11 protein-coding genes are annotated in these 22,745 nt (G+C 38.3%); 1 reads left to right on the top strand and 10 read right to left on the bottom strand.

Going from position 1 to position 22,745, the window contains the following annotated elements:
• Nucleotides 1–9: 9 nt before the first annotated feature.
• The 3 genes from AC3ITD_RS06365 to AC3ITD_RS06355 all read right to left on the bottom strand — a co-directional run bounded on the left by AC3ITD_RS06365 (nt 10) and on the right by AC3ITD_RS06355 (nt 6,013).
• Complete coding sequence (locus AC3ITD_RS06365; RefSeq protein WP_489365030.1) at nt 10–3,171, bottom strand: SusC/RagA family TonB-linked outer membrane protein; 3,162 nt, start codon at nt 3,169–3,171, stop codon at nt 10–12.
• A 524-nt stretch (nt 3,172–3,695) separates the two neighbouring features.
• Nucleotides 3,696–4,364, bottom strand: coding sequence for a DUF3826 domain-containing protein (locus tag AC3ITD_RS06360; protein WP_489365028.1), 669 nt, complete (start codon nt 4,362–4,364; stop codon nt 3,696–3,698).
• A gap of 17 nt (nt 4,365–4,381) precedes the next feature.
• Nucleotides 4,382–6,013, bottom strand: coding sequence for a fucose isomerase (locus AC3ITD_RS06355; protein ID WP_489365026.1), 1,632 nt, complete (start codon nt 6,011–6,013; stop codon nt 4,382–4,384).
• Between the two features lie 228 nt (nt 6,014–6,241).
• Between AC3ITD_RS06355 and AC3ITD_RS06350 the strand changes: the two genes are divergently transcribed.
• Nucleotides 6,242–7,111, top strand: coding sequence for an AraC family transcriptional regulator (locus tag AC3ITD_RS06350; RefSeq protein WP_489365024.1), 870 nt, complete (start codon nt 6,242–6,244; stop codon nt 7,109–7,111).
• Between the two features lie 158 nt (nt 7,112–7,269).
• On the opposite strand, the gene AC3ITD_RS06345 is transcribed toward AC3ITD_RS06350, so the two are convergent.
• From AC3ITD_RS06345 to AC3ITD_RS06315, 7 genes are all read right to left on the bottom strand, one after another.
• Nucleotides 7,270–8,202: a dihydrodipicolinate synthase family protein gene (locus tag AC3ITD_RS06345; RefSeq protein ID WP_489365021.1), complete on the bottom strand. Its 933-nt coding sequence runs from the start codon at nt 8,200–8,202 to the stop codon at nt 7,270–7,272.
• Between the two features lie 49 nt (nt 8,203–8,251).
• Nucleotides 8,252–9,820 carry a sodium:solute symporter family protein gene (locus AC3ITD_RS06340; RefSeq protein ID WP_489365019.1) on the bottom strand — a complete coding sequence of 523 codons (1,569 nt, stop codon included), beginning with the start codon at nt 9,818–9,820 and terminating at the stop codon, nt 8,252–8,254.
• A gap of 311 nt (nt 9,821–10,131) precedes the next feature.
• On the bottom strand, nt 10,132–13,620 hold the full coding sequence (locus AC3ITD_RS06335; protein ID WP_489365017.1) for a malectin domain-containing carbohydrate-binding protein: 3,489 nt from the start codon (nt 13,618–13,620) through the stop codon (nt 10,132–10,134).
• Nucleotides 13,621–13,730: 110 nt separating this feature from the next.
• Nucleotides 13,731–16,541 carry a glycoside hydrolase family 95 protein gene (locus AC3ITD_RS06330; protein WP_489365015.1) on the bottom strand — a complete coding sequence of 937 codons (2,811 nt, stop codon included), beginning with the start codon at nt 16,539–16,541 and terminating at the stop codon, nt 13,731–13,733.
• Nucleotides 16,542–16,547: 6 nt separating this feature from the next.
• The gene (locus tag AC3ITD_RS06325; protein WP_489365013.1) at nt 16,548–18,125 is read right to left on the bottom strand and encodes a glycoside hydrolase family 28 protein; all 1,578 of its coding nucleotides are present in this window, start codon (nt 18,123–18,125) and stop codon (nt 16,548–16,550) included.
• 131 nt (nt 18,126–18,256) lie between these two features.
• Nucleotides 18,257–19,810 carry an MGH1-like glycoside hydrolase domain-containing protein gene (locus AC3ITD_RS06320; protein WP_489365010.1) on the bottom strand — a complete coding sequence of 518 codons (1,554 nt, stop codon included), beginning with the start codon at nt 19,808–19,810 and terminating at the stop codon, nt 18,257–18,259.
• The gene (locus tag AC3ITD_RS06315) at nt 19,810–22,554 is read right to left on the bottom strand and encodes an alpha-d-galacturonidase (RefSeq protein WP_489365008.1); all 2,745 of its coding nucleotides are present in this window, start codon (nt 22,552–22,554) and stop codon (nt 19,810–19,812) included. Before AC3ITD_RS06315 ends, AC3ITD_RS06320 begins: the two co-directional genes overlap by 1 nt.
• Between the last annotated feature and the right edge of the window lie 191 nt (nt 22,555–22,745).

Raw genomic sequence — 22,745 nt, 5'->3', positions numbered from 1 at the left:
CTCAAAAAATTATAAGTTAACACTTAATCCCAGAGATAGTGTTCTCAACATTGGATAATCCCATGCACTTGAAGTGTACGGGTCTTTGTATGGAAGTGGATTAACGATTGTCCACAAGTTATTTCCTGTTAATAGAATACGAGCACCACCGATGCCTAATTTATTCGCGAATGCGGTTGGAGCCTTATAGCTCAGTGTCATTGTATTGATGCGAATCATTGTTCCGTCAACAGCCCAAAAATCAGAATTTATTCCCAATGTCGGATCATCAAATCTAGGATATTTACCTTCCATTGGATTATCTAAAGTCCAACGATCGGTCCAGATTTCTAAGGTGTTTCTTGTTCTCGATGGAGCTGTTCTTGCCCTGCTATCGTAGAATATTTTACCGCCGAATCTCGCATTGATGTTAGTATTTAAACTAAAATTTTTATAAGTCAGGTTTAATGTGATACCCGAAGACAAAAATGCATTGGTGTTGTTGTATAAAGGCGCTAAATCGCTGTCAGATACCACACCATCACCATTTGTATCTTCATAATATAACCATCCCGCTTGCGGAATTCTATCGTAGATTCTATAGTTAGGATATTTTGCCATCCATGCATCAACATCACCTTGAGTTCTAAACATTCCCAGATTAGTTAAGCCATAATTGCTAGTATTGTACTTGCGTGGATCCGTTCCAAATAATTGCAAATTAGGGAATGTATTGTTAATTAAGTTTCCAGGAGTATAGAGAATCCTGTCGGTAACAGAGTTACCATAAGAGAAGTTCATGCTGGCACTAAGATTCCAATCTTTCGCAAGTTTTGCTTTGTATCCAATACTGAACTCTGAACCCCAGTTATAAAGTTGTCTATAATTTAACACTGGTGCTGGTGTACCAAAATATTGCGGATATTGATTATTTGCTCCTAATTCGAAACCATCGTAAGTATAGTTTTGGAAGGCCTCAATACTAATATCCAACTTATTATTAAACATTGAAGTTTCTAAACCGACATTAATCGTTCTTTTTTTCTCCCAGGTGATATCAGGATTAGCCAAACGATTACGGTTTAAGCTGTTTCCATTTGAGTTCCCATAGATATAGCCATTGGTTACATCAATCAAAAATCTATCTTGCCACAAGCGAACTCCAACTCTATCATCACCTGTTATACCAACATTTGCTTTAATTTTTAAAAAGTTGATAAAGCTAAATGCATCTGTGTTTTTAAAGAAATTTTCCTGACTCACTACCCATCCAACTCCGATATTTGGTGATACACCCCAACGGTTACCTAATGCAAAGTTAGACGATGCATCAATACGGGCGATACCCTCAATTAGATATTTTTTATCGAAATCATAGCTAAATCTTGCAAAACCCGAACGTTTAGAAACCGCCGTCCTTTCTAAGTTTGATGCTACTAATGTGTTGATATCGTAGGCAAAAAATTGATCCACACCAGGGATAAGCTGATTAGTATATCGAACTTGTGACTGTTGAGTATTCCCTTCACTTTGCTCTCCACCCGCTAGAACACTAAAAGTGTGTTTGCCAATAGTTTTATTGTATTGCAGCGTTAAGAAAAATTGATAGCTATTATTATCAATGAGACCGGGTGTGAAAGTAGAATTTGCAGCACTGGTTGGCTGAAAAGTAGCTGCAGTGGTAGTTGGTAATTGATTAGTAAATAATTCTAAATTATTCCCTCTTTTGACAAAATTATACAATGTAAAGGGTGGTATATACTGTGTATTTTTTGAAGATCCGCTTGATTGAGATACCTGACCCCGGATAACAAGACCTTTTAAGAAAGTTGGTTCATAAGTTAACGAGGCATTAATGCGATAAGACTTATTGGAACCATTATTATAATAACCAGACTCGGAAATGGCTAACGGATTAATATTACTAACGTTCACAGAATTCACATTGTAGTTAACAAATTTTCCATCAATACTAATGGGTACCCATCTTGGAACCGTGATCAGTCTTTCAAAAAAGGCAGCATCGTTCTCTTGGGCATTATGATGAAGTTCTTTGGTACCATAATCAACGTTAAAATTAACATCAGCTTTTAAGCCATTGGCTACTGTCGCAACTAAACCACTTCTGAATGAATATTTATTAAATTTCATTCCAGCATAGTTTCCATTTTCACCCTGATAACTACCTCCAGCGAAGAAAGTAACTTTATCGCTACCGCCAGAAATTCCAATATTGTGTCTTTGTGTGGTAGCTGCTTGCCATACTTCATCGTACCAGCTTTTATAGTCCAAAGTTTTAATATAATCTAAATCCTCTGGAGCAAAGTATTCTGACGCAGCAGCACCTTGGGAACGAAATGTGTCGTTTAATAATAAAGCATGATCGTATCCAGATAACATTTTAGGAACTTTAATCGCGTCAGACACACCTAAATAGCCGTTATAAGTAATACTTGGCTTACCCACTTTCCCTCTCTTTGTAGTAACTAAAATAACACCTTTTGCTCCAGCAGCACCATAAATGGCAGCAGAAGCATCTTTCAAGAATGTTAGATTTTCAATCATTGAAGCATCTATATTATCGAAAGCCTCTCTGGTAACTGTTATATTATCTACCACATAAAGCGGCTCCGCCGTAGTACCGGCAGCTGCCGTTGTCGTAGTGGAGTTTCTTATGTTTAAAGTAATAGCCGAACCTGGACGCCCTGATTCTTGACTAACACCTACACCGGCAATTCTGTTTCTCAATGCGCCGGCCAAATTCGGAGCAGGAACATCTTGAATTTCAGCGCCGGTAATTGTCGCTACCGAACCTAGAATCTCAGATTTTTTCTTAACTCCATAACCCACCACAACCACCGCATCATTGTCGAGGCTTTGAGCATCTTCAACGAAGCTAATAGTGACATTTGTTTTTCCTGCTAATGGCACTATTTGCCTTACGTAGCCGATATACGAAAACACCAATGCATCAGTGGCAGGGTCTGCGATTAACGCAAAATCACCTTTGTCATTCGTACTTACATTGTTTGTTTTACCTCGTATTCCTACAGTCACTCCAGGAAGCGGTTGACCGTCCTTTTTATCAACAACTTTACCAGTAATTTGTCGTTGCTGCGCAAACACCGAAGTACTGATAATTGTCATGAGTGCTAATACCCAAGATAATTTGCGTAAAAATTTTAAGTTCATATTTATTATTTGGTTAGTTTTTAATACTAATTACATTCAATTTAGGGTTGAACAAGTTGGCTTGTATCAAATTTATTTTGTGAGGTATTTTTATGTTAAAAAAAATTTATTTTGACTTTACAGATGAATTGATGCTAGTTATCTTCTGAAGAAATGAATGGATGCGTTATATTTTGATCTTTCGTTTCTACTTGTTAGTTAAACAATGGTTACGGTTGCTTCTTTTTTACTTAGTATGCTGATCAAACTTTAGCAAAGATGGCTCATATTTCGTTAATGTTTTGTTTGGTTAGAAAGTATAATAAAACTACTAAATAAAGTAAAGTTATAATGTCTTAGTAAAAATTTAAAGTTGTTACTATACTATATTATCAAAAAGCATAAACATCAATGGTTACTGTTTATACAATTTTTAATTAGGATACAATATAGAAACAAAATTCATATATAAATGAAATATTCTTAAATAAAAAATATTAAAAAAAATTTAGCTGTTTAATCATCCATAATTAAGCAGCTAAAAGCTAATTTCCTTGCGCCTTCGCTTTACGTCTTTTCTCCCACTCAATGCCTTCTTTTTTCAAATCGTAGCCAGCAGCAGAAAGGTAATTATTAATTTTTCCCTTATATTTTCCAAACCAGGCATGTTTCTTATCTGATGATTCTGCATCCATTGCATATTCACGAGCTTCAGTAAGCCAAACCAAAATCTGTTTTTCCTGATCTTCAGTTAGTGTTAAAATCTCTTCCTGGTAAGCTTTATAAGTAATTGGCAAAACGTTGTAAGTCATTCCATTTTTTACCAAATCAATTTGATCCTGGCTCAAATGAGCAGAAAGCTTGCTGATATATTTATTATGAAGTTTGGCCAACGATTCCATCACCCCTCTATTTTGCTTAACCAAAGCAGAATCTCTTTCTACCTTGTTGCCTTCCAGTTTGCTTTTAATTTCTTTTGCTTTTAAATCTCTAACAGCATAAATATCATTTAGGTTGCTGTATTGATCTCTGATGATGTTTCTAACCTTTTCCGCTTTTTTCGCATCTGCAATTCCCAGGTTTGCCACAATTTTATCAGCACGTTCGGTAATCGATTTTACATACTTCGCTTTTTCTTCAGGAGTCATTTTTTGAGCAAAAGTTGTTGCTACAGTAGAAAACGTTAACAGCAAAGCTAATATTGATAATTTCATGTTTGAGTATATTTAAATTAAATTCTATTTTTTGATAAGTTGACATCACCACAAAAGTGCACTTTTAAACCCAATTCATCCAAAGCTGCAGCCTTAATTCTACAAGCTTCATGCGCATTGGCTTCATAATTTGTGTAAACCACCTGAATGTGGTTGGCCTGATGCCTGGCCATTAACTGATCGCGACTTACACCTTTTAATATGGCATGCATAATTGGCCACTCTGGTGTGGTTCCATTCCACCTTCTTTCAGTTTCTTCTTTCGGCAGGGCGACCACTTCTCCCACTCCTAAATCGCAATGTAATTCGTTATCCTTCACATATACCCTACTCCAAACGATAAAGCCGGGTTTACTTATGCCTTTTAAAGACCCACCGCCCAAGCGAAAATACATTGCCGGTTGCCGATCGCTACTGGCACCAGTGTAACCATCAATAAAATGTGCCGGTGGAGCAGCACCCGAAATTAAGAATAACCAGACAAAACCATCAACCTCGCCACCTTTGTAATATTCTCCCCAACGGATATCGTGTAAAGTTGTTTCACCAGACATTCCCAACTCATTCCAAAGTTGATAAGTTACCAAAGCATCTAAACCAGCACATTCATCAACTTCGTTAAAATGTGGCAATGCTTTTTGAGGATAAAGTTCTTTCCCTGACTTTGAATAAACCGGAGGACGATCCTGATTATTGAGTAATCCCTCCACCAAATCGCTGGCAACGGTTAAATCTTTTAAACCCTGTTGATATTGGATTCCAATGGTGTCGCAACTAAAATCATCAGCAATGCGCAAGGCTGCAATATACATTTTGCACTGCTCTAATGTTTGTTTGCGGGTAAGTTGGGTCACTTTATCTGTTCCCCAATTAAAAGTCATTCTTTTTTTGAGCAACCATTGAAGAACCTCTTCAGCCTCATTCTCGGTAACTTCCAGCATCGCTGCGTAAAGTGCCGATTGACTCAATCGTTCCTTAAAGAAACCGGTTTTATGGAGCAGCTCATCAGGGATGATGGCATTGTACATTCCCATGCAACCTTCATCGAAAACACCCATTATAACCTTACGTTCTTTTAACGAACGGGCAAATGCTCTTCCTACTTTTTCATCTTCTGCCGGTATTTTGTTTAGCGCTAAGCTTTTAACATGACTTTGATCGTAAGTGATTTTACCAGTTAAAATCCATTCTTGTAAGCCGTCGATAAAAAATTCATCGGTAAAATTTTCGCTCCACAAAGTGCTATAAGAAACGCCCGCTTTGGTTAAGCACCCATTTAAATTGAGCATTCCTACTAAACCAGGCCATTGTCCACTCCAGTTGGCTACCGTTAATATCGGACCTTTATGCGTGATTAAACCTGCAAGAACGTGATGAGAATATTGCCAAACACTTTCAGCAACTATTAAAGGTTGGTTTGGATCAATATTTCTAAAAATATCCATACCCATTCTTTGCGAGTCGATAAAACCGTGTTTTTTCTCTGAATTATATTGATGAGCTCTTTTAACTTTCCCACCTAGTTTTTCAATGGCAGCAGTTAAATCTTTCTCCATTGCAACTTGCGCCGGCCAGCAATTCTGATTTGCTGAAAGTCGTAAATCTCCGCTAGAAACAAGCAGAATTTCTCCTTGATAACCTTCTCTCATAATTTATTAATGAACAAAAAATTTATATAAAAATAATTTGTCAGCTTATATTTTGGTTAAACCTTATTGGGCTATATACAAAACTCAACAATAGAAAACGTTATTTAATAATAGTTTTTATCAAATTAATATAGGATATTACCATAAAAATTACTAACTTTAAGTCAATTAGCAGCACGATTAAATAATAATGATATTTAATCTTAACCAAATATTAGTTCAATAAATATGAAACCTCACTTTCATAAAGTTCCCGTTACGCTTCAAAGTTCATTTAGTATCCGTCATGATATTAAACCTGATTTTGGAAACATTTGGCATTACCATCCAGAACTGGAATTGCATTATGTAATCAAAGGAGAAGGTGTTCGGTTTATTGGGGATAACATCAGTAATTTTGAGCCGGATGAAATGATTCTGCTAGGCGAAAACTTACCTCACACTTGGCGTTGTAAGGATGAGTACTTTCAAAATAACCGGGAGCTTAACACCGAAGCGATGGTGATTCACTTTTTGCCTGATTGCCTGGGAAAATATATGCTCAATTTACCCGAAGCCTATTTATTGCCAAAGCTATTTGAAAAAGCGAAAAGTGGAATGGTTATTAATGGAATGGCAAAAGAAAAGTTGGTTAAGCTAATGCGTTCTGCTATTGATGCGACAAATTTAGACCGCATTATTATTTTGTTATCCATACTGAAAACATTGGCCGAAACTGACGAGTATTCGACCATCGTGACGAGCAAAAATACTTTCTATCGATCGAACGAATCAGAGACTTTGCGTATCAATAAAATCTGTAATTATACTTTAAGCAACTATAAAAAGGACATTACACTTGAAGAGGTGGCTAATTTGAGTAATTTGAGCGTAACCTCGTTTTGCCGTTATTTTAAGTTGATGACCAAAAAGACTTTCTATGATTTCCTGATTGAAATAAGGGTAAGCCACGCCTGCAGGTTTTTAATAGAAAACAAGCTCCCTACCGAAATAATCTGTTTTGATTGCGGTTTCAACAACGTTTCGAACTTTTACCGGCATTTTAAGAAAGTTACCGGGATGACGCCGCTGGACTATAAAAGAAAATATTTGAATTAGCATCATAATATCTGGGCCGCAGATTCGCAGATTGATTAAGAATAATTAATTATGATTTTTTGATTCACCTGATACGAAATCACAAAAAATCGTTGTTTGGAATACTAAAGTGCTGAGATTTAAAATTAACAATTATCATCTTCGAATCTGCGGCCAAACTAAATAAATACCTGGATATTTAAATCCGTTCTTAAAGCAGTGTAATCGTCATATAATTTCTCTACCTCCTTAACTATGGTCGGTGTAAATGATCCTACATTTCTCCTCGTAAATGTTGAGATATTTAACCCTCTTTTTTGAAGAAAATATTTCGAAACTATTGGATAAACATTGTGCATTACATCCATATTATCGATTAAAAATTGCTGAACAGCATTTACTTCTTGAACCAGACTTTCATCATTATAGCGGTCGCAAAGCCATACGATTAACTCCGGAAAATAATTACCCTGAATGCAGGATAAACCAGACGACCCCGCCTTTAAAGATTCTACGGCATGCACAATATACGCATCATATAAACCAAAAGCGTTGCCTTCCGTAAGCCGAAGTTTTTCTTTAATCTGTGTTAAATCCAGACAGGTATCTTTGTGGTAGATCACTCTTCCTGTCGATACAAAATCTGCCAACTGTTCAGGTTTCAAAACCCTTTTGTAAGGCACAGGACATTCATAAAAACCGATCGGAATTTTGCCAGTTTGATTCAGCAAGTCATAAACCCGATCATTAAAAACAGCATCGCTTTCTTGCTCATCTGCCAACAAACCTGTGATGGCAATTACAGCTTCAACGCCTAAATCGCTCACTTCTTTAACAAAATCTGCTTGTTTAGTAATTGGACCACCGAAAGTTCCGGTAGCCATCACCGGTACCGAACCATCTGCTACTTTTATTACATGTTTAATGGCTTGGATACGTTCCTTATCAGTTAATTCAAACATTTCGCTCGAAAGGCAATTGGCAAATAAACCAGAAGAACCCGCTTGCAAATAGATTTCGGTTAATTGCGTGAGGGCAGGATAATCTATCTCGCCGTTACTTAAAAAAGGTGTGAGCATTACCGGGATGAACCCTTTTTGTGCATTTTCCATTTTATATTGATGTGGGATTTAATATGATAATTTGTGCAATCAAATGATATTAATTTGCAGTTTCTATTTTTCTCTTCTTGATTTTTGTAACGAAAATTCCAACTAAAAATATGGTCAGCGTGCCGATTACGATAATCATGTTTTTATGCAAAGGGTTCCTGAAATTTTCATATTCCGGTGGCAATAGGGTGGAAAATGTCATCCAGATAATGACGACAATTCCGATGATGGTTGCGATTATCGCCTCGTGGTTTTTTGTTTGTTTACTAATAATTCCAAGTAAAAATAAACCCAGCATACCAGCAGCAAATATCCCCGAAAGTTCCCACCAAACATCCAAAATGCTTTTAACCCCAATCATTGCAATTCCGGCAATCATCCCCAATAAGCCAAAACCAATCGTTGCAATGTGTAGCAGCGACAGGTTCTGTTTTTCCGTTACATCGGGTTTGATGTATCGCTTGTAAATATCTTCAGAGAAAACCGTTGCAGATGCATTCATACCAGAACTGATAGTACTCATTGCTGCCGATAAAATTGCTGAAACGATTAATCCAACCAACCCTACCGGAATTTTCGTGACCATGAAATGCGGCATAATCTTATCGCCGTAATCTGATGGAAGCAATGCATTTTGCAGTTTCAAAACCTCTGAAGCATTTGTACCCACGGGCAATCTTTCAAGTGCTACCTGGTGTTTAATGGATTGCACCAAGTCCGGATTAACTTCGTAGTAGGCGAACAAGCAAGATCCTATAATAAAAAATAATAGCGATGCTGGAATATATAACCATACACAAAGCCATATTGATTTAGATGCAGCTTTACTTGATGATGCGGTATGGTAACGTTGGATATAGTTTTGATCCATCCCGAAATTGTTCAGATTGATAAAGAACCCATACAACAACACTACCCAAAACGAAGAGCCGACGAAATCCATTTTAAAACTTCCCAGACTAAATTTATCTGCCGATTTACCAATTTCTACGATTTTAGAAACGCCGCCTGGCATATTGGTAATGATGAGGTACAGGATAAGTAGAGCGCCGAATGTTTTCACTACAGCCTGCACCACTTCGGTCCAGATTACTGCTTCAATTCCACCTAACACGGTATAAAAAATAATGCAGATGCCCATCACAATCATGATCATTTGCATGGAATACCCGGTTAACGCTTGTAAACTTAGTGCAATGCCGAAGAATATGGACCCCATTCTGGCCAGTTGCGTAAGTAAAAAACAAAGCACTGCGTAAACCCTCGCCCAGGCGCCGAATCGTTTTTCTAAATGTGTATAGGCAGAAATTTCTCCTGTATTGCGGTAAAAAGGAACAAAATATTTTGAGGCTACCCAAGCGGCAAGCGGCATAGAAATACTAAAAACAAATGCATTCCAGTTGCTTCCAAAGGCTTTCCCAGGAACCCCCAAAAAAGTATTGCTGCTTAGAAACGTTGCATAAATTGATAAACCTATTGCCCATCCGGGAATAAGGCCCGAAGCTTTTGTAAATTGTTCGGAGTTTTTATTTTTTCTTGAAAAATAAACCCCAACTAATATCATCCCAACAAGGTATATGAAGATTATCGCAAGATCGAAAATAGGAAGACCTTTCATTACTTATTGGCTCGTTTATTAATTTGGTTAAAACAAATATGCATTTCTAAACATCAGCATTCATATAAGATTTTGGCTACATCTTGTACCATCTTATCTTTAAGGATAGTGTTACGGGTAACGAGTTAGCAGTTACATATCTGTAAGCCGAAAAATGAAACACTTATCCAATATAAGTTTATATCTCCTCGCGATCATTAAAAGGACTAGCTGTATTTTACGAAGTCTTAACTTGTAACCTTCAACCTTCAACCCGTAACTAATAAAAACCCAAACAGGTAATTCGCAAATGATAACTCCTAACTGATACCCTATTGCACATCTAAAGCATCAATCGCCAACTCTTTCGCATCTATTGCAATTAAACGCACTTTATAACTTCCTGCATTGATCATGCTGCCCGTATTGGTATTCAGATAATTCCATTTACCTGATTTTGTTGGGGCAAATTCGGCCTGTTCTGTTTTCATTAAAGTGCCATCCGCAGAAAGAAATTCGATTTTAGCTCTTGAAACTTTTGAAAATGGATTATGGTATTTGATGGTTAAAGAATACGTATCGGCCACTCCAACGCCTATCGACCATTCTAAAATCCCTCCGCTACTTTCTTTAAAAATAACGCGTTGCTTATCCATTAAATTTTGTTTAACAATACTCTGACCTGCCAGTTTTGCATCAGTTGCTTTGTAACTAGTCACTGTTTTTAAATCGTATGCTGGCTCGAGTTCACTTGGCGGAACAATGGCTATCGCTCTCACGTTGCCTCTCACTGTGACCTGGTCATTTGCTGAAAACCTTTTGCGGAAGACCATAAAGTTTTCTTCATCGCTATTTGTAATCTGCGTTTTGGTATCCTCGTAATCGACTGGCTTGGCATCGCTATCATTTAAAGCCACGAAAACATCAGCTACTGCATTTAGCTTAAAAACAAAATCTTTATCCACTTTACTGGTTTGAATCCACTCTGCGCCATATAAATTTGGTGGCAAGGAAGTAAATTCCACAGACGAATCATTAAATTGTTTATCGCCAATATCCATCCAGCTATTTAATTTGTAGTTTTTGCTAGTCTGAATATTCACAATCGAATTAGATTGATTTTCAGGAATTTGAATTTTATCTAAGCTCGCAACGGCGATCGCCGAAATAAGCGCCTGCCCAACTTTGGTCTGCGGAAACGATATCGTCAATTGTCCCGCTTTGCTGAAAATTTTTATTGCTTTCTTTAAAACAGCATTAGCACCTGCTTCTTTCCAGATGTCAACATCTTTTAGCACGGTTTTGTCGTTAACGGCTACATCAAACAACCTCATTTTTTCAGCATTCATGCCACCACCTATTCCCAGCCAAGGTTCAATAAAATATAGCTCTACTAAATATTCGCCATCTTTTGGGACAGGAAAACTAAACTTCAACTGATCTCTACCATAACGGAAGGATTGGAAGAGCTTCCAATCTGAACTGCCCGCGATTGGCGAAAAGGTTCTTCGCTGACTAGCAAAAAATGACGGTACTCCAGGAAAACTGGAAGTCCAGGAGGTTGAACCGTAATTTTTAGTATTGGAAGATAACTGTTGATCTGCCAGCCATTGGTTCCCGAAATGATCTTGATAAGATGGTCCACCACAATTTAACCGATATAAATACTTGTACTTATCTTGAGGTTTTAAAACATCGGTATTAATTACCAAGCGATCAAAATTTGGAGATTTCGGTAGGCTATTTAACACCATTTGATCTTTGGCGACAGCCTTTCCATTAACATATCCGACTGAGTAAAGCACATTATATTTTATATTTGGCTTATTCCATTGGAAATGTGTTCCGATAGCGCCACGTTTTTGCTTGCCTAATGATGCTCCATCTACATCATTAAAAAGCTCTACCTCATCGCAGTTGGAATAAACCACAATGCTGTCTTTTATCCCTGGTATTGACCAGCGATTTGGCCAGGTATGGGAAACAATATAAACCATAGGCTCGGTAGCTTTTGGCGCATAATTGGCTCTGAACATGTAAAAAACGTCAGTCGGCTCTTCCCACGGGGTAAACATTCCTTTATAATTTACCGGACCAATTCGGTCTAAATCTCGCAGGCCTTCTCCCCCCTGTACCCGCCCAGGATTATCATGTGAACTATATAGCCAGAAGAAATGGCCAGCAGTTTGATCTTTTACCGTTTCTGCCAAACGAACTTTGGTTTCCATCAAATCGGTCATTTTGTTTTCAGTAAAACCTTTTCCGTTTGCATCAACCTCATGAAGATCAATCGTTCTCCAGGCACCATATTCGCCAACCAAAACCTGTCTTTTTAAATCTTCTCCATAAGTTGCAGGATTGCCGCCGTAAGTTCCTGTCCAGTTTTGCGGCACATCCCAATCGGTCCCTTTACCCCCATTACAAGTGGTTACTTTTCTTTGCGATGATGCCGTCGGATCTAATTTCCTGATCAGTTCGGTGCATTCTTTTGCAAAATCTTCGGGTAAAGTACTCTCATTTTCTAAGCCCCACAATACAACCGACGGACTATTTCTGCGTTCCTTAACCCAGTCGACCAGTAATGATTTGAAGTTTTTTCTAAACTCAGGCGTATCATACCAGATATGAGCTGCCATTTGGGTCCAGCTTAAAATACCAAGTTCATCCCAATAGGTTTGGTAAAGTAAATTATGCGGTTGGTGTGCATCGCGGAAAGCGTTGAAACCCGCAGATTTAATTTGTATTACTCGCGAGCGAATCTGCTCATTGCTAAAAGCATGACTGTTGCCAATTAAGTGCTCATATTCTGCAATTCCATTGATAAAAACTGGCTTTCCATTTAAAAGAAATACTTTTTGATTTGCTTGTTCACCAATTGGCCAGCTAATCCATCTGATTCCGTAAGGCGTTTTTATTTCATCTATTACCTTACCATTTTCGATAATGGATGTTTTCAAAGTATATAAATATGGGTTCTCGAGCGACCATAATTTGGGATTAATAATCTCATCGGTTTCTTGATTTATTACAACCTCTTTGCCTGCCGGGATAACTATTTTTTTAGGCAGTGCTTTTTCGATAGTGCCTTCAGCATCTAACAACTGGTTGTAGATTGTTACTGATTTAGGTTTTGAACCATAATTTTTGACAGTAGTAGCAAAATTCAGCAGGGCAGATTTTTCTGAAATCCTATTATCATTCCAAATGTGAACACCAAAAGGCTCAATTCGCAACTCATTGGTCACGATGAGATGTACTGGTCTGAAAATACCCATAGGCTGCGAACCTTCGGAAAAGCCTCTTTCGGTAGAGCAACCTCCATCTACCCAGGGTAAATCCTGGATGTTTGCAGGGTGATCTGCCCTAACAGCCAATAAGTTTTCCTGATTATTTGATTTGATAATGTCGGTCACATCTAAAGTAAACGTAGTTCTTCCACCAGCATGATAACCAACTTTGTTTCCATTTAGCCAAATGGTGGCGTAAGAGCCAACACCTTCAAAGTATAAGAAAAACCTTTTGCCAGCTTTAATTTCGTTGCTTTTGAAGGTTTTTCTATACCAGGCGTAACCATGTTTATTGCCGTGAAGTTTTCTTTGATATCCTTCGTATTGGTCCCAGTTGTGGGGAACGTTTAGGGTTTTCCAGTTATTGGTTTTAAAGGTGGTATTTTCAAACCCATTGTAGGCATTGATGTTTTTTTCATCAGCAATGCTTACCCAGTTGGCATTAAGTAGAATGTCTTTTCGGTTGTTTTGCGAGAAAGCACCGGATGCTAAACAAAGGAAAATGGCAAGAAATGATACTTTTAAATTTTTCATACAATAACGTTATGCGTTATCCCGAGGCACGAAGCAGTCTTATTCATTAATTTAATTTTGCAGTTGCTTTAAGATTGCTTCGTACCTCGCAATGACGATTTACATAAGATTTAAAGCGTTTTTAAATCCCCACTTAACTTATAAACTTCACCTGGCTGGGTCGAAATACTAATGGTTTGATTTTTATAGCGAATTAAACATGTTCCGCCAGCGTTAGAATTCACCTCGAGTGCTTCCAGTTTTCCGTCCTTCCACTTAATATCTAGCTCGAAACCACCTCTGGCCTGCAATCCACTAATCTCTCCCTGAGGGATTTCTGTTGGTAAGGCAGGTAGAATATCGATAAATCCCTGGTGGCTTTGGACAATCATTTCTGCGATGCCGGCTGCACCACCAAAATTTCCGTCAATCTGAAATGGTGGGTGGGCATCGAATAAGTTTACATAGGATCCAGCTCCACTTTTCGCTGGTTTTAGCAACATTTTTACCAGTTCCATGGCATGGTCGCCATCTTTAAATCTTGCCCAAAAGTTAATTTTCCATGCCAAGCTCCAGCCAGTGGCTTCATCGCCGCGATAAAGCAGAGATTGTTTTGCGGCATTCATCATCTTTTCATCCTGACTCCAGGTGATGTCATTTCCAGGAAATACACCCCATAAATGGGAAACGTGACGATGTTTATTTGTGGTATCGTCTTTATCCTCTAACCATTCTTGCAACTGCCCGTATTTTCCGATTTGGTTTGGTGCAATTAACTTCAGCTTTACTGCCAATGAATTTCTCAGTTCACGATCAACACCTAAAATATCGGCAGCAGCAATGCAATTTTTAAATAAGGTACGGATGATTTGATGATCCATCGTTGGCCCGGCAACTAAGCCACCGTTTTCTGGCGAGTTGGAAGGCGTACTGATTAACCAACCTGTTTTCGGATCGTTAACCAAAAAAGCATCAAAAAACAACGCCGCTCCTTTCATCAAGGGATAAGCTTCTTCACTTAAGAATTTTTTATCCTGGCTAAATGCATAATGTTCCCACAAATGCTGACTTAACCAGGCAGCACCGCTTACCCAAATTCCATGATTGGAGGCATTTATTGGCGCTGTAGCATTCCAAATATCAGTATTGTGGTGCAAAATCCAACCCGGTGCATCATAATACTCACGAGCAGTTTCTGCCCCTGCCTTCGCCAGACCTTCTATTTTCTTAACCAAAGGCTCATTTAATGGCGAAAGATTTAGAATTTCCGTTGGCCAGTAATTCATCTCCATGTTAATGTTTGTGGTGTATTTACTCCCCCATGGTGGCGTAAGTAAATCATTCCAAATCCCTTGAAGATTTGCGGGTTGTGTACCAGGCCTTGAACTGGAAATCAACAAATACCGACCATATTGTATGTAAAGTGCAGCGAAAGCAGGATCATTTGAAGTTGCAAACTTTACTAAACGTTCATTAGTTGGCAGTATCTCATTTTCCGAGGCACCAAAATTTACTTTGAATTTACTGTAATAAGCCTGATATTCCTGAACATGATTTTTCTTCACTTCTGCGTACGACTTACCTGTCAACGAGGTTAGCGCTTGGATATTTGCCTTGGCTGGATCGCCAGAAACGTTTTGAGCATTTATAAAATTAGTTCCCGCCGTTAAATATAATGTGGCTTCATCAGCATTAATCACCTGAACTTTTTCACCGATTGTTTTTATCGATCCATTTTTAACCTGGATAGTCAACCTGCTTTCGCCCCTCAATACGCCATCTTTCACATTTACGGTAAGTGAAAGTGTGTTATTCGGCAACACTTTTACCACAGACTTTTGATGTAAACTAGATAAAACAGCAGTGAAACTGATTGATTTTTTACGGTCGGCAGTAAGATTTATCACGATCGCCTGGTTAGGCTGACTCGCAAAATATTCTCTAATAAAATTCACTCCATTTGCCTGATAAGCAGTGCGAACGGTTGCAGTTGCTAAATCAAGAGAACGCTTGTACTTACTAATTGAACCTTGCTGAGCAAATTGTAAATTCAAATCACCAAAAGGCTGATAACTGGCTTGATACTGCGGAACGGCTGGAGGATTTTGATCTTGAATTTTATATTTCCAATTTTTCACTAACGAAACGCCTTGTTCAATTGTTGCACCTACGGGATAAACACCGATCTTTTTACTCGTATCCTTATATCCACCTATCCCACCACGATCGTAGTAGTTAAGCACCTGGATAGCAATTACGTTCTTACCAGGTTTAATCAGTTTTGAAGGCACAGTATATCTTCTGGAATCGGGGCCATCGGTATTGCCAACCAATTGGCCGTTTACGTAAGTAAAGTCCTGATCGAAAATTTTGTTAAGATCGAGTACCAAATCTTTACCTGCCCAGCTCTGTGCTACATCAAAAGTTGTTCTAAACCAAACTGAACCATCAACATTAGCTAAACCTACAGTTTCCCAACCTTCATAAGCGGGTACCGCAATTGTTTTCCAAAGTTTGTCGTCATAATTCGCTGAAGCAGGGTTACCGGTGATTCCCTTACCTTTCTTCATTTCCGCCACCCAGGCCTTACGATCGCCTGCTTCACTTTGCAGACCCATAAATTCTTTCTGCGCAAGTGCTTCAGCCTCTTTTTGCTTCCCATCGAAAAGTAGTTTTCTAATCTCCGGAAGGTATTTATAGGCGCCTTTCCGATTATAGTCACGAGGCTTTCCGGTCCATAAAGTTTCTTCGTTAAACTGAATATGATCGTGAGTTACACCGCCATAAATCATTGCTCCAATTCTGCCGTTTCCAATTGGTAAGGCATCGGTCCATTTCTCTGCAGATTGTTTATACCAAAGTTCCTGCTTGGCTTGTTGAGCAACAGAAACCTTGATGGTACATAAGAGCGTAGCTATAAAAATAATCGATTTAACTTTCATCAGGTTCTATTGTCCTTTATCACCAGAAACATAGTCTATCGCTTCGAAGGCGTCCTTTTCTTTTCTTACACCCACCCTGGCGTTTCTAAAATTGTTATTTCCTAAAGAGATATTTTTCGTTCCGGCACCGCTTAACCTCAAATAAGTGCCTGTTCCTACCATTGGAAAAGAGTTGTAAAGAAATAAATTACTTACATTTTTTAAGTCTACCACTGCTGCATCGTTATGGGGAGTATACGTTTTAAGATTATTAATTACCAGATTATTTACTCTAGATGCCTTTAAAGAAGCACCCATTTCTGTGTTCACCTGTACATTATGAAATTCAATTTTATTTGAAAAACTGATATCAAAACCAGTTTTTGCATCCATATTAATATCGTTAAACGTGATATTTTCAATCGGCATTTCTTCTAAGCCATTAAGGTAAGCTGCCTGGTTTACCTGGCCTGTGATATTACTGAAGTGGATATTTCTGAATTTTGGGGTTCGATCAGACAGGGGTTCTACATTGGTTTTAGCGTACTGCATATCTAAGACAATGGCTTGCTGCTTAATATCTTTCATGATGATGTTGCTCACCCGAATTTCTTCCACTACACCACCTCTTCCTCTTGCAGTTTTAATTCTGATTCCTCTATCCGTTCCATCAAAAACGCAATTAGATATGGTAATTTTTCGCACATCGCCAGACATTTCGCTGCCAATCACCACACCGCCATGACCAGATAACATTGTACAATTGGTAATTACATAATTTTCGGCAGGAATTGCCATTCTTCTTCCAGGTTCATCCTTACCCGATTTAATCGTGATACAGTCGTCGCCAACGCTAATATGGCAATCTGAAATGTGAACATTTTTACACGATTCCGGGTTAATTCCATCCGTATTTGGGGAGTGCGGATTATTAATCGTTACTGCATGAATTTTTACATTTTCGCAAAACTCAGGGTTAACCGTCCAGAATGGAGAATTCCGTATGGTGATGCCTTCGATTAATACGTTTTTACAAAACATGGTTTGAATAAACGGCGGACGAAGAAAACCTCGTTTCATCTGCTTTGGATCATCTGGCAAAAGAATGTCTTTGTTTAATTTATCGAATTCATATTGCCATTTAGATCGAGCTTGCCCTTCTTTATAACCTTCCACAAAATCCCACCACTTCTTGCCATGGCCGTCAATTAGTCCACGCCCGATGATGGAAATATTCTCCGCTTTGTAAGCATAAAATAATGGCGAGAAACTTTTAACATCAACCCCTTCGTATCTACTTTCTACCATTGGCAAATAATCATCAAAGTTATCGCTGAAGTGCAATTCAGCACCAGCATCAATAAAAATGGTGATATTACTTTTTAAATGTATAGCCCCAGTGAGATATTTTCCTGCTGGGAAATAAACCGTTCCGCCACCTGCTTTTGATGCCGCATCAATTGCCTTTTTGATGGCAGCGGTAGCCAATTTACTGCTATCGTTTCTCGCACCATATTTGGTAACATTATAAAACGATTGTGCGTTAACGGATAAATAAAAACCTATTAATAGTAAAAAGATTAGCGACTTTAGGATGTGTTTCATTTTGTTTATTACTATTTATATTTTTAATTTATGATGTGATCATTTATAATTAACTAAGCCTAAAGCATAACATGCTGCTTTATGAGTTTCGCCGTCGCGAAAATGACGAACTGCCAAACCACTTATTGGCTTTAGTTCATCTCAACTTTTACAGGCTTCAATGTTTTAGATCTATAAATTTCTTCTCCATCAACAAACACCGTAAAACCTTTTCCTTTGTTGTACTTTTTCCCGGTTTTATCCCAGATTAAAGTCACTATTTTATTATGGTAAGTTAGATTATCCAAAGCAAACCAATCCCATTTATTTTTTGGAATTAATGGGTAGATTTCTAACATATTATCCTGGCGAGGTTTTACTCCAATCAGGTCGTTAATGATCAAATCGTTAAAAGTGGAGTGATTATAAAAACTACTTCTAGGATTATCACCTTTTAGCCATTCTCCCGTTTTTTCATCCTGATATTCGCCAATGTACGGTTTGCCGTTTTTCACATGAGAAGCCGCATATTGATGCAACTCCTGATAAAAGACCTGTGCATTCATTTTACCGTGATTTTTGTAGTTTGTGAGCAAATTCGAAAGCCCTTTTAAGGTTTGCGAGCTTGCAAAGGGCCAAAGTGCACCATCCCATTCGCAGCTATGGCCCGTACCACGGGTTCTAAAAGTTGGCTCCCGACGCTCCGCAGTGGTTAATCCCCAAGGCGCTTTGAAGCCGGCGGTATCCAGTAATTGATTCCATGCCTTTGCGTATTCTGCCTTATCATCAGGCAGGTTGAAATCCCAGGGTGTAAAACCAATTGCTTCGCGTACATCAGACGAACCACCTTTTGCTTTCCTTGTTTCGAAAAATGATTCAGACGAATTCCACAAACTATCCTGCACTAATTTTTTAATCGCTTTAGCCTTTGATTGATATTTTGAAACCAAATTCTGATCGCTAGACATTTCAGCAATCTTCGCCAAAGCCACAGCATTTCCATACATATAACTGTTAATGGTAGGGCGTTGATTTTGATCTTTCCTTGAGCCGCTCACTGATTCTTCCATTCCATCTTTCACATCATGTTGCCAGAACAAGCCATTTTTAAGTTGTCGCTGAGTTTCCCATTTGGAATAATCTTCATCAAGTGCCGGAAGAATTTCTTTTAAAAAACCCTGATCAGGTTTTACCAGATAGTTCTGATAAACGGCATCATCAACCCAACTGCTAAATTGATGAAAACGTTGCTTTGTTTGACCAACATCGGCCTTGTAAAGCCAAAATTTGATATAATCTTTTAAATAGCTATTGTCTTTTAACCAACGGCCTTCATAAATATGATGTCCTAGGGCACAACTGATGGAGTTATATTTCCCAGCGTGTTTTACTGGTTCAATAAATTCGGTAAAAATGAATCCTTCTGGTGTTTTAACCAAATGCTTTCTAAAGGTCCACCAACGGTAATAATAATTTTGTTCCAGAACAGAATCAGGGCATTCGAATAAAGGCGCCTGATCTGCCAGCCAATTAAAAGCGTCGGCATTTGGAATATAATTTTTTACCGCTTCATCATCAATTGAATTAAAATACGACACATATTTATTTAATTTCTCAGTGCCTAAAATAGATTTTTGCTGTGCAAAGCCTGTAAACGCCATAACCGACAAGGAAATGGTTGCTATAAAATTTCGTGTATTTCTCATTATTCAAATAACCAGTCTATATCTTTTCCTCTACCATCTAAGCCTGCATTGAAGATACGCAGTTCTTGTTTATCATCAATAAAACCTAATATTAAACATTCACCCTTGCCCAGATTTAGCATATGCGTTCCTGCCGGGAATGAATAAGCATGTACGTTTGCAGGCGGAAAGCCATTTAGCACCAAGGCATTCGAAATTTTAATTTCCGACTGGCCATAGTTATTTGCACTTGCATCGGTTTCCAACTGCGGTGGCGCCAGGTATTTTGGGTTTTTCTGATTGAAAAATCCCACCAATAACTTTACCGGAGCTTTAGTCGAAAATTTGATTTCGGTACCCGTTTTAACTTGCTTTTCCTTTGAAATTTTTATTCCTTTCAAACCGATTAATTGTTCGGTAACTTCTTTGATTTGAACGGTGGTATCTGTAAATACCTCCACATTTTTGTTGATGATGTAGTTTGCAGATTCGTTAAGTACATTTACTTCAGCAGCTTTGTAAGGCATAACTTTAGCAACAGCTGCCCCATTTAATGATTTTAAAGAATCGATGCTCTTCTTAAAATGGTTTAATTCCTTTGTAAAAACAGGCAACATTTCTTTCCAATGGATAAAAGTTTTATCAACCCCTCGCATCGGAATTTTTCTTTGTTTGGTTTGCATGCTATTGGCATATAAATAACTGCTTTCAGTAAGCTCTACCAGTTTAGCATAATGATCCACACTTTTTTGGAGAAAAGGCAATGCCTGCTCCAAATCTGCAACGTTGTTAGAGTATTTATATCTCAAAATCCAAAGTGCTGATTTTACCTTTTCTGCATAGAAATTAGCCATTTCATCATAGCAATACATGTCGTTTTTAAGGCGATTAAACTCTTCAACATCTTTGGTTGCTTTTACCTTTTCGATAGATGCCAATGCCTTTTTACCATGTTCCACCACCTCTTTAGCAACCTGAACAGGCGTTTCGCCAATATGACCTTGTTTTTTCCATTCCTTTTCAGCGTACTCAATAATCATCTCGCCTTCTGGCGCTTCCGATTCGTACATCAAGGTAAATAAACCATAACGGAAAGGGTTAATTAACTGCGTCATCAGCATACCTAAAGTTAAGGTTTGGCGGTTGCCATCGGTAATGCCGTACCGACGCAATAATTTTGGCGATATCTCTCCAGACGCTTCATAGGCGTTCAAAATTGATTTTCCATCCGCCAAGCTCGAACCATATTTATCAGCAAGCTGCTTGCCCCAATAATTAATTTCCTGTGGGCGATCACGTTCTGATTTCCAGGCGTATCTTGCCCATTCCTTGTACCAAATCCAGTCGCGATCTACCTCTAAAATCCTTCCTTTCACGTCATCGGCGGCATAAGGCCAATCCCAATAGCTGTGTTGAGGATACAAATGCAAACCTTTCGCGTTGTATATTTTATTCATCGCTATAACCGATTTCTGAATAAAATCTGCAGATCCATATCTAAAAGGCTCCAGATTTGCAAGGATGTGAACGTTTGAAATGTTCACCGTGCCAATGGCTGCCAATTTCCGGTTGAGCTCTGCCCATGCTCCACGAGGTTCGTAAGTTGTTAAAGCCTCGCCATTAAATTTATTTTCGGTATATAAGTTTTTATAAAAAGGTAAAGCCGCCTTCATCACCGCTGGTGCATCGGTATCATGCGCCCGTAAAACAATTGGCGGCTCTTCTTTAATGCCGGCTGCCTTCAAACCATCTTTCACACCTGGTATAATCGTTTTGGTAAACCAGTCGATATCATCCTGCCCGACACCTTCCATGGCCTCGCCTAGCGCAACCATTAAACCAACATTTGGATATTTGGCTACAAAGGCAGAAATAGATTGCTGTGTATAATCAGCAATCAAAGGAATAATCGGGCGGTTCCTGTCTTGGGTTTTTAAGCCATGCTTATCGGCAAAAGGCTTTGGAATAATGATGTTGTAAAACATCTGAATGACCCAAATTCCACGTTTATCAGCCTCACTGGTTAGAAAACGGAAAATTTCTTCGTTCTTTTTTAGAGTCGCATCATCAACTTCAACCGCATAAGGATATTCTTTAAGCCTTAATAAGGATGAAAATGGATGCCCGTTCCATAAATAAAGAGAATTATAACGGTTTTCAACCATCATATCCAGATATTTTATCCATAGCTTTTTATCATATAACCATGGAAAAGACTCCTCCGTATAAGGATATTCATAAACATCATGCCCTGGGAGATAATCCGGTTTTTGAAGGCCAATGCAGGTTCCCCTTAACACCATTTCCGGATGATCGGTATAGGAAAGCTTTGCGGGGAGAACTTTGTTTTCAGCAATTTTATCGGTCAAATCCAAACAACCATAAAGGGTTCCTGAATGGTCTGCACCTATAATATAAAGGGTACCATATTGATCATAAGAGATAGAAAAACCTTCTTTACCAGTTGTAGAAGCCTTTTTGAGAATTGAAACCGGGAATTGCGGTTTAAAAATTTTGTCGTCTGCAGTGCCGATAACAATAGAATTTTTACCCTTTACAAACTTTTGGCGATAATCAATCACACTAAACTTAACGTTATAACCGCTTGCAACTAAAGCATCGGTTAGGCGTTTCAAGCCAAACTTTTCACGTGTACCACTTTGCGAGGATAAATAAATGGTTTTTGATTTTGCTGCTGGCGTTACTGAATTCGCTATCGCACTACTGGAAATAAAAAGGAAAATTAAAATCAGAAAATTTCTCATTCGGTTGGCTCTAATAACAAACCTTGAAAACAAGGCTAAGGAAATAACATTTGGTTAAAAAGCTTATTTAAATATAAATAAATTATTCAAATATAAGTATTATAGCTTTTGGATTATGTAATATTTCTGCAAGGTAAACCATCTTTTAATAACTTTAAAGGCAATATGACAACATAAGCAAGTATTTTGAT

It is taken from the genome of Pedobacter sp. KH_004, assembly GCF_057840755.1.
Note: the sequence above shows the minus strand (reverse complement) of the source record. Positions and strands in the feature narration are given on the sequence as shown.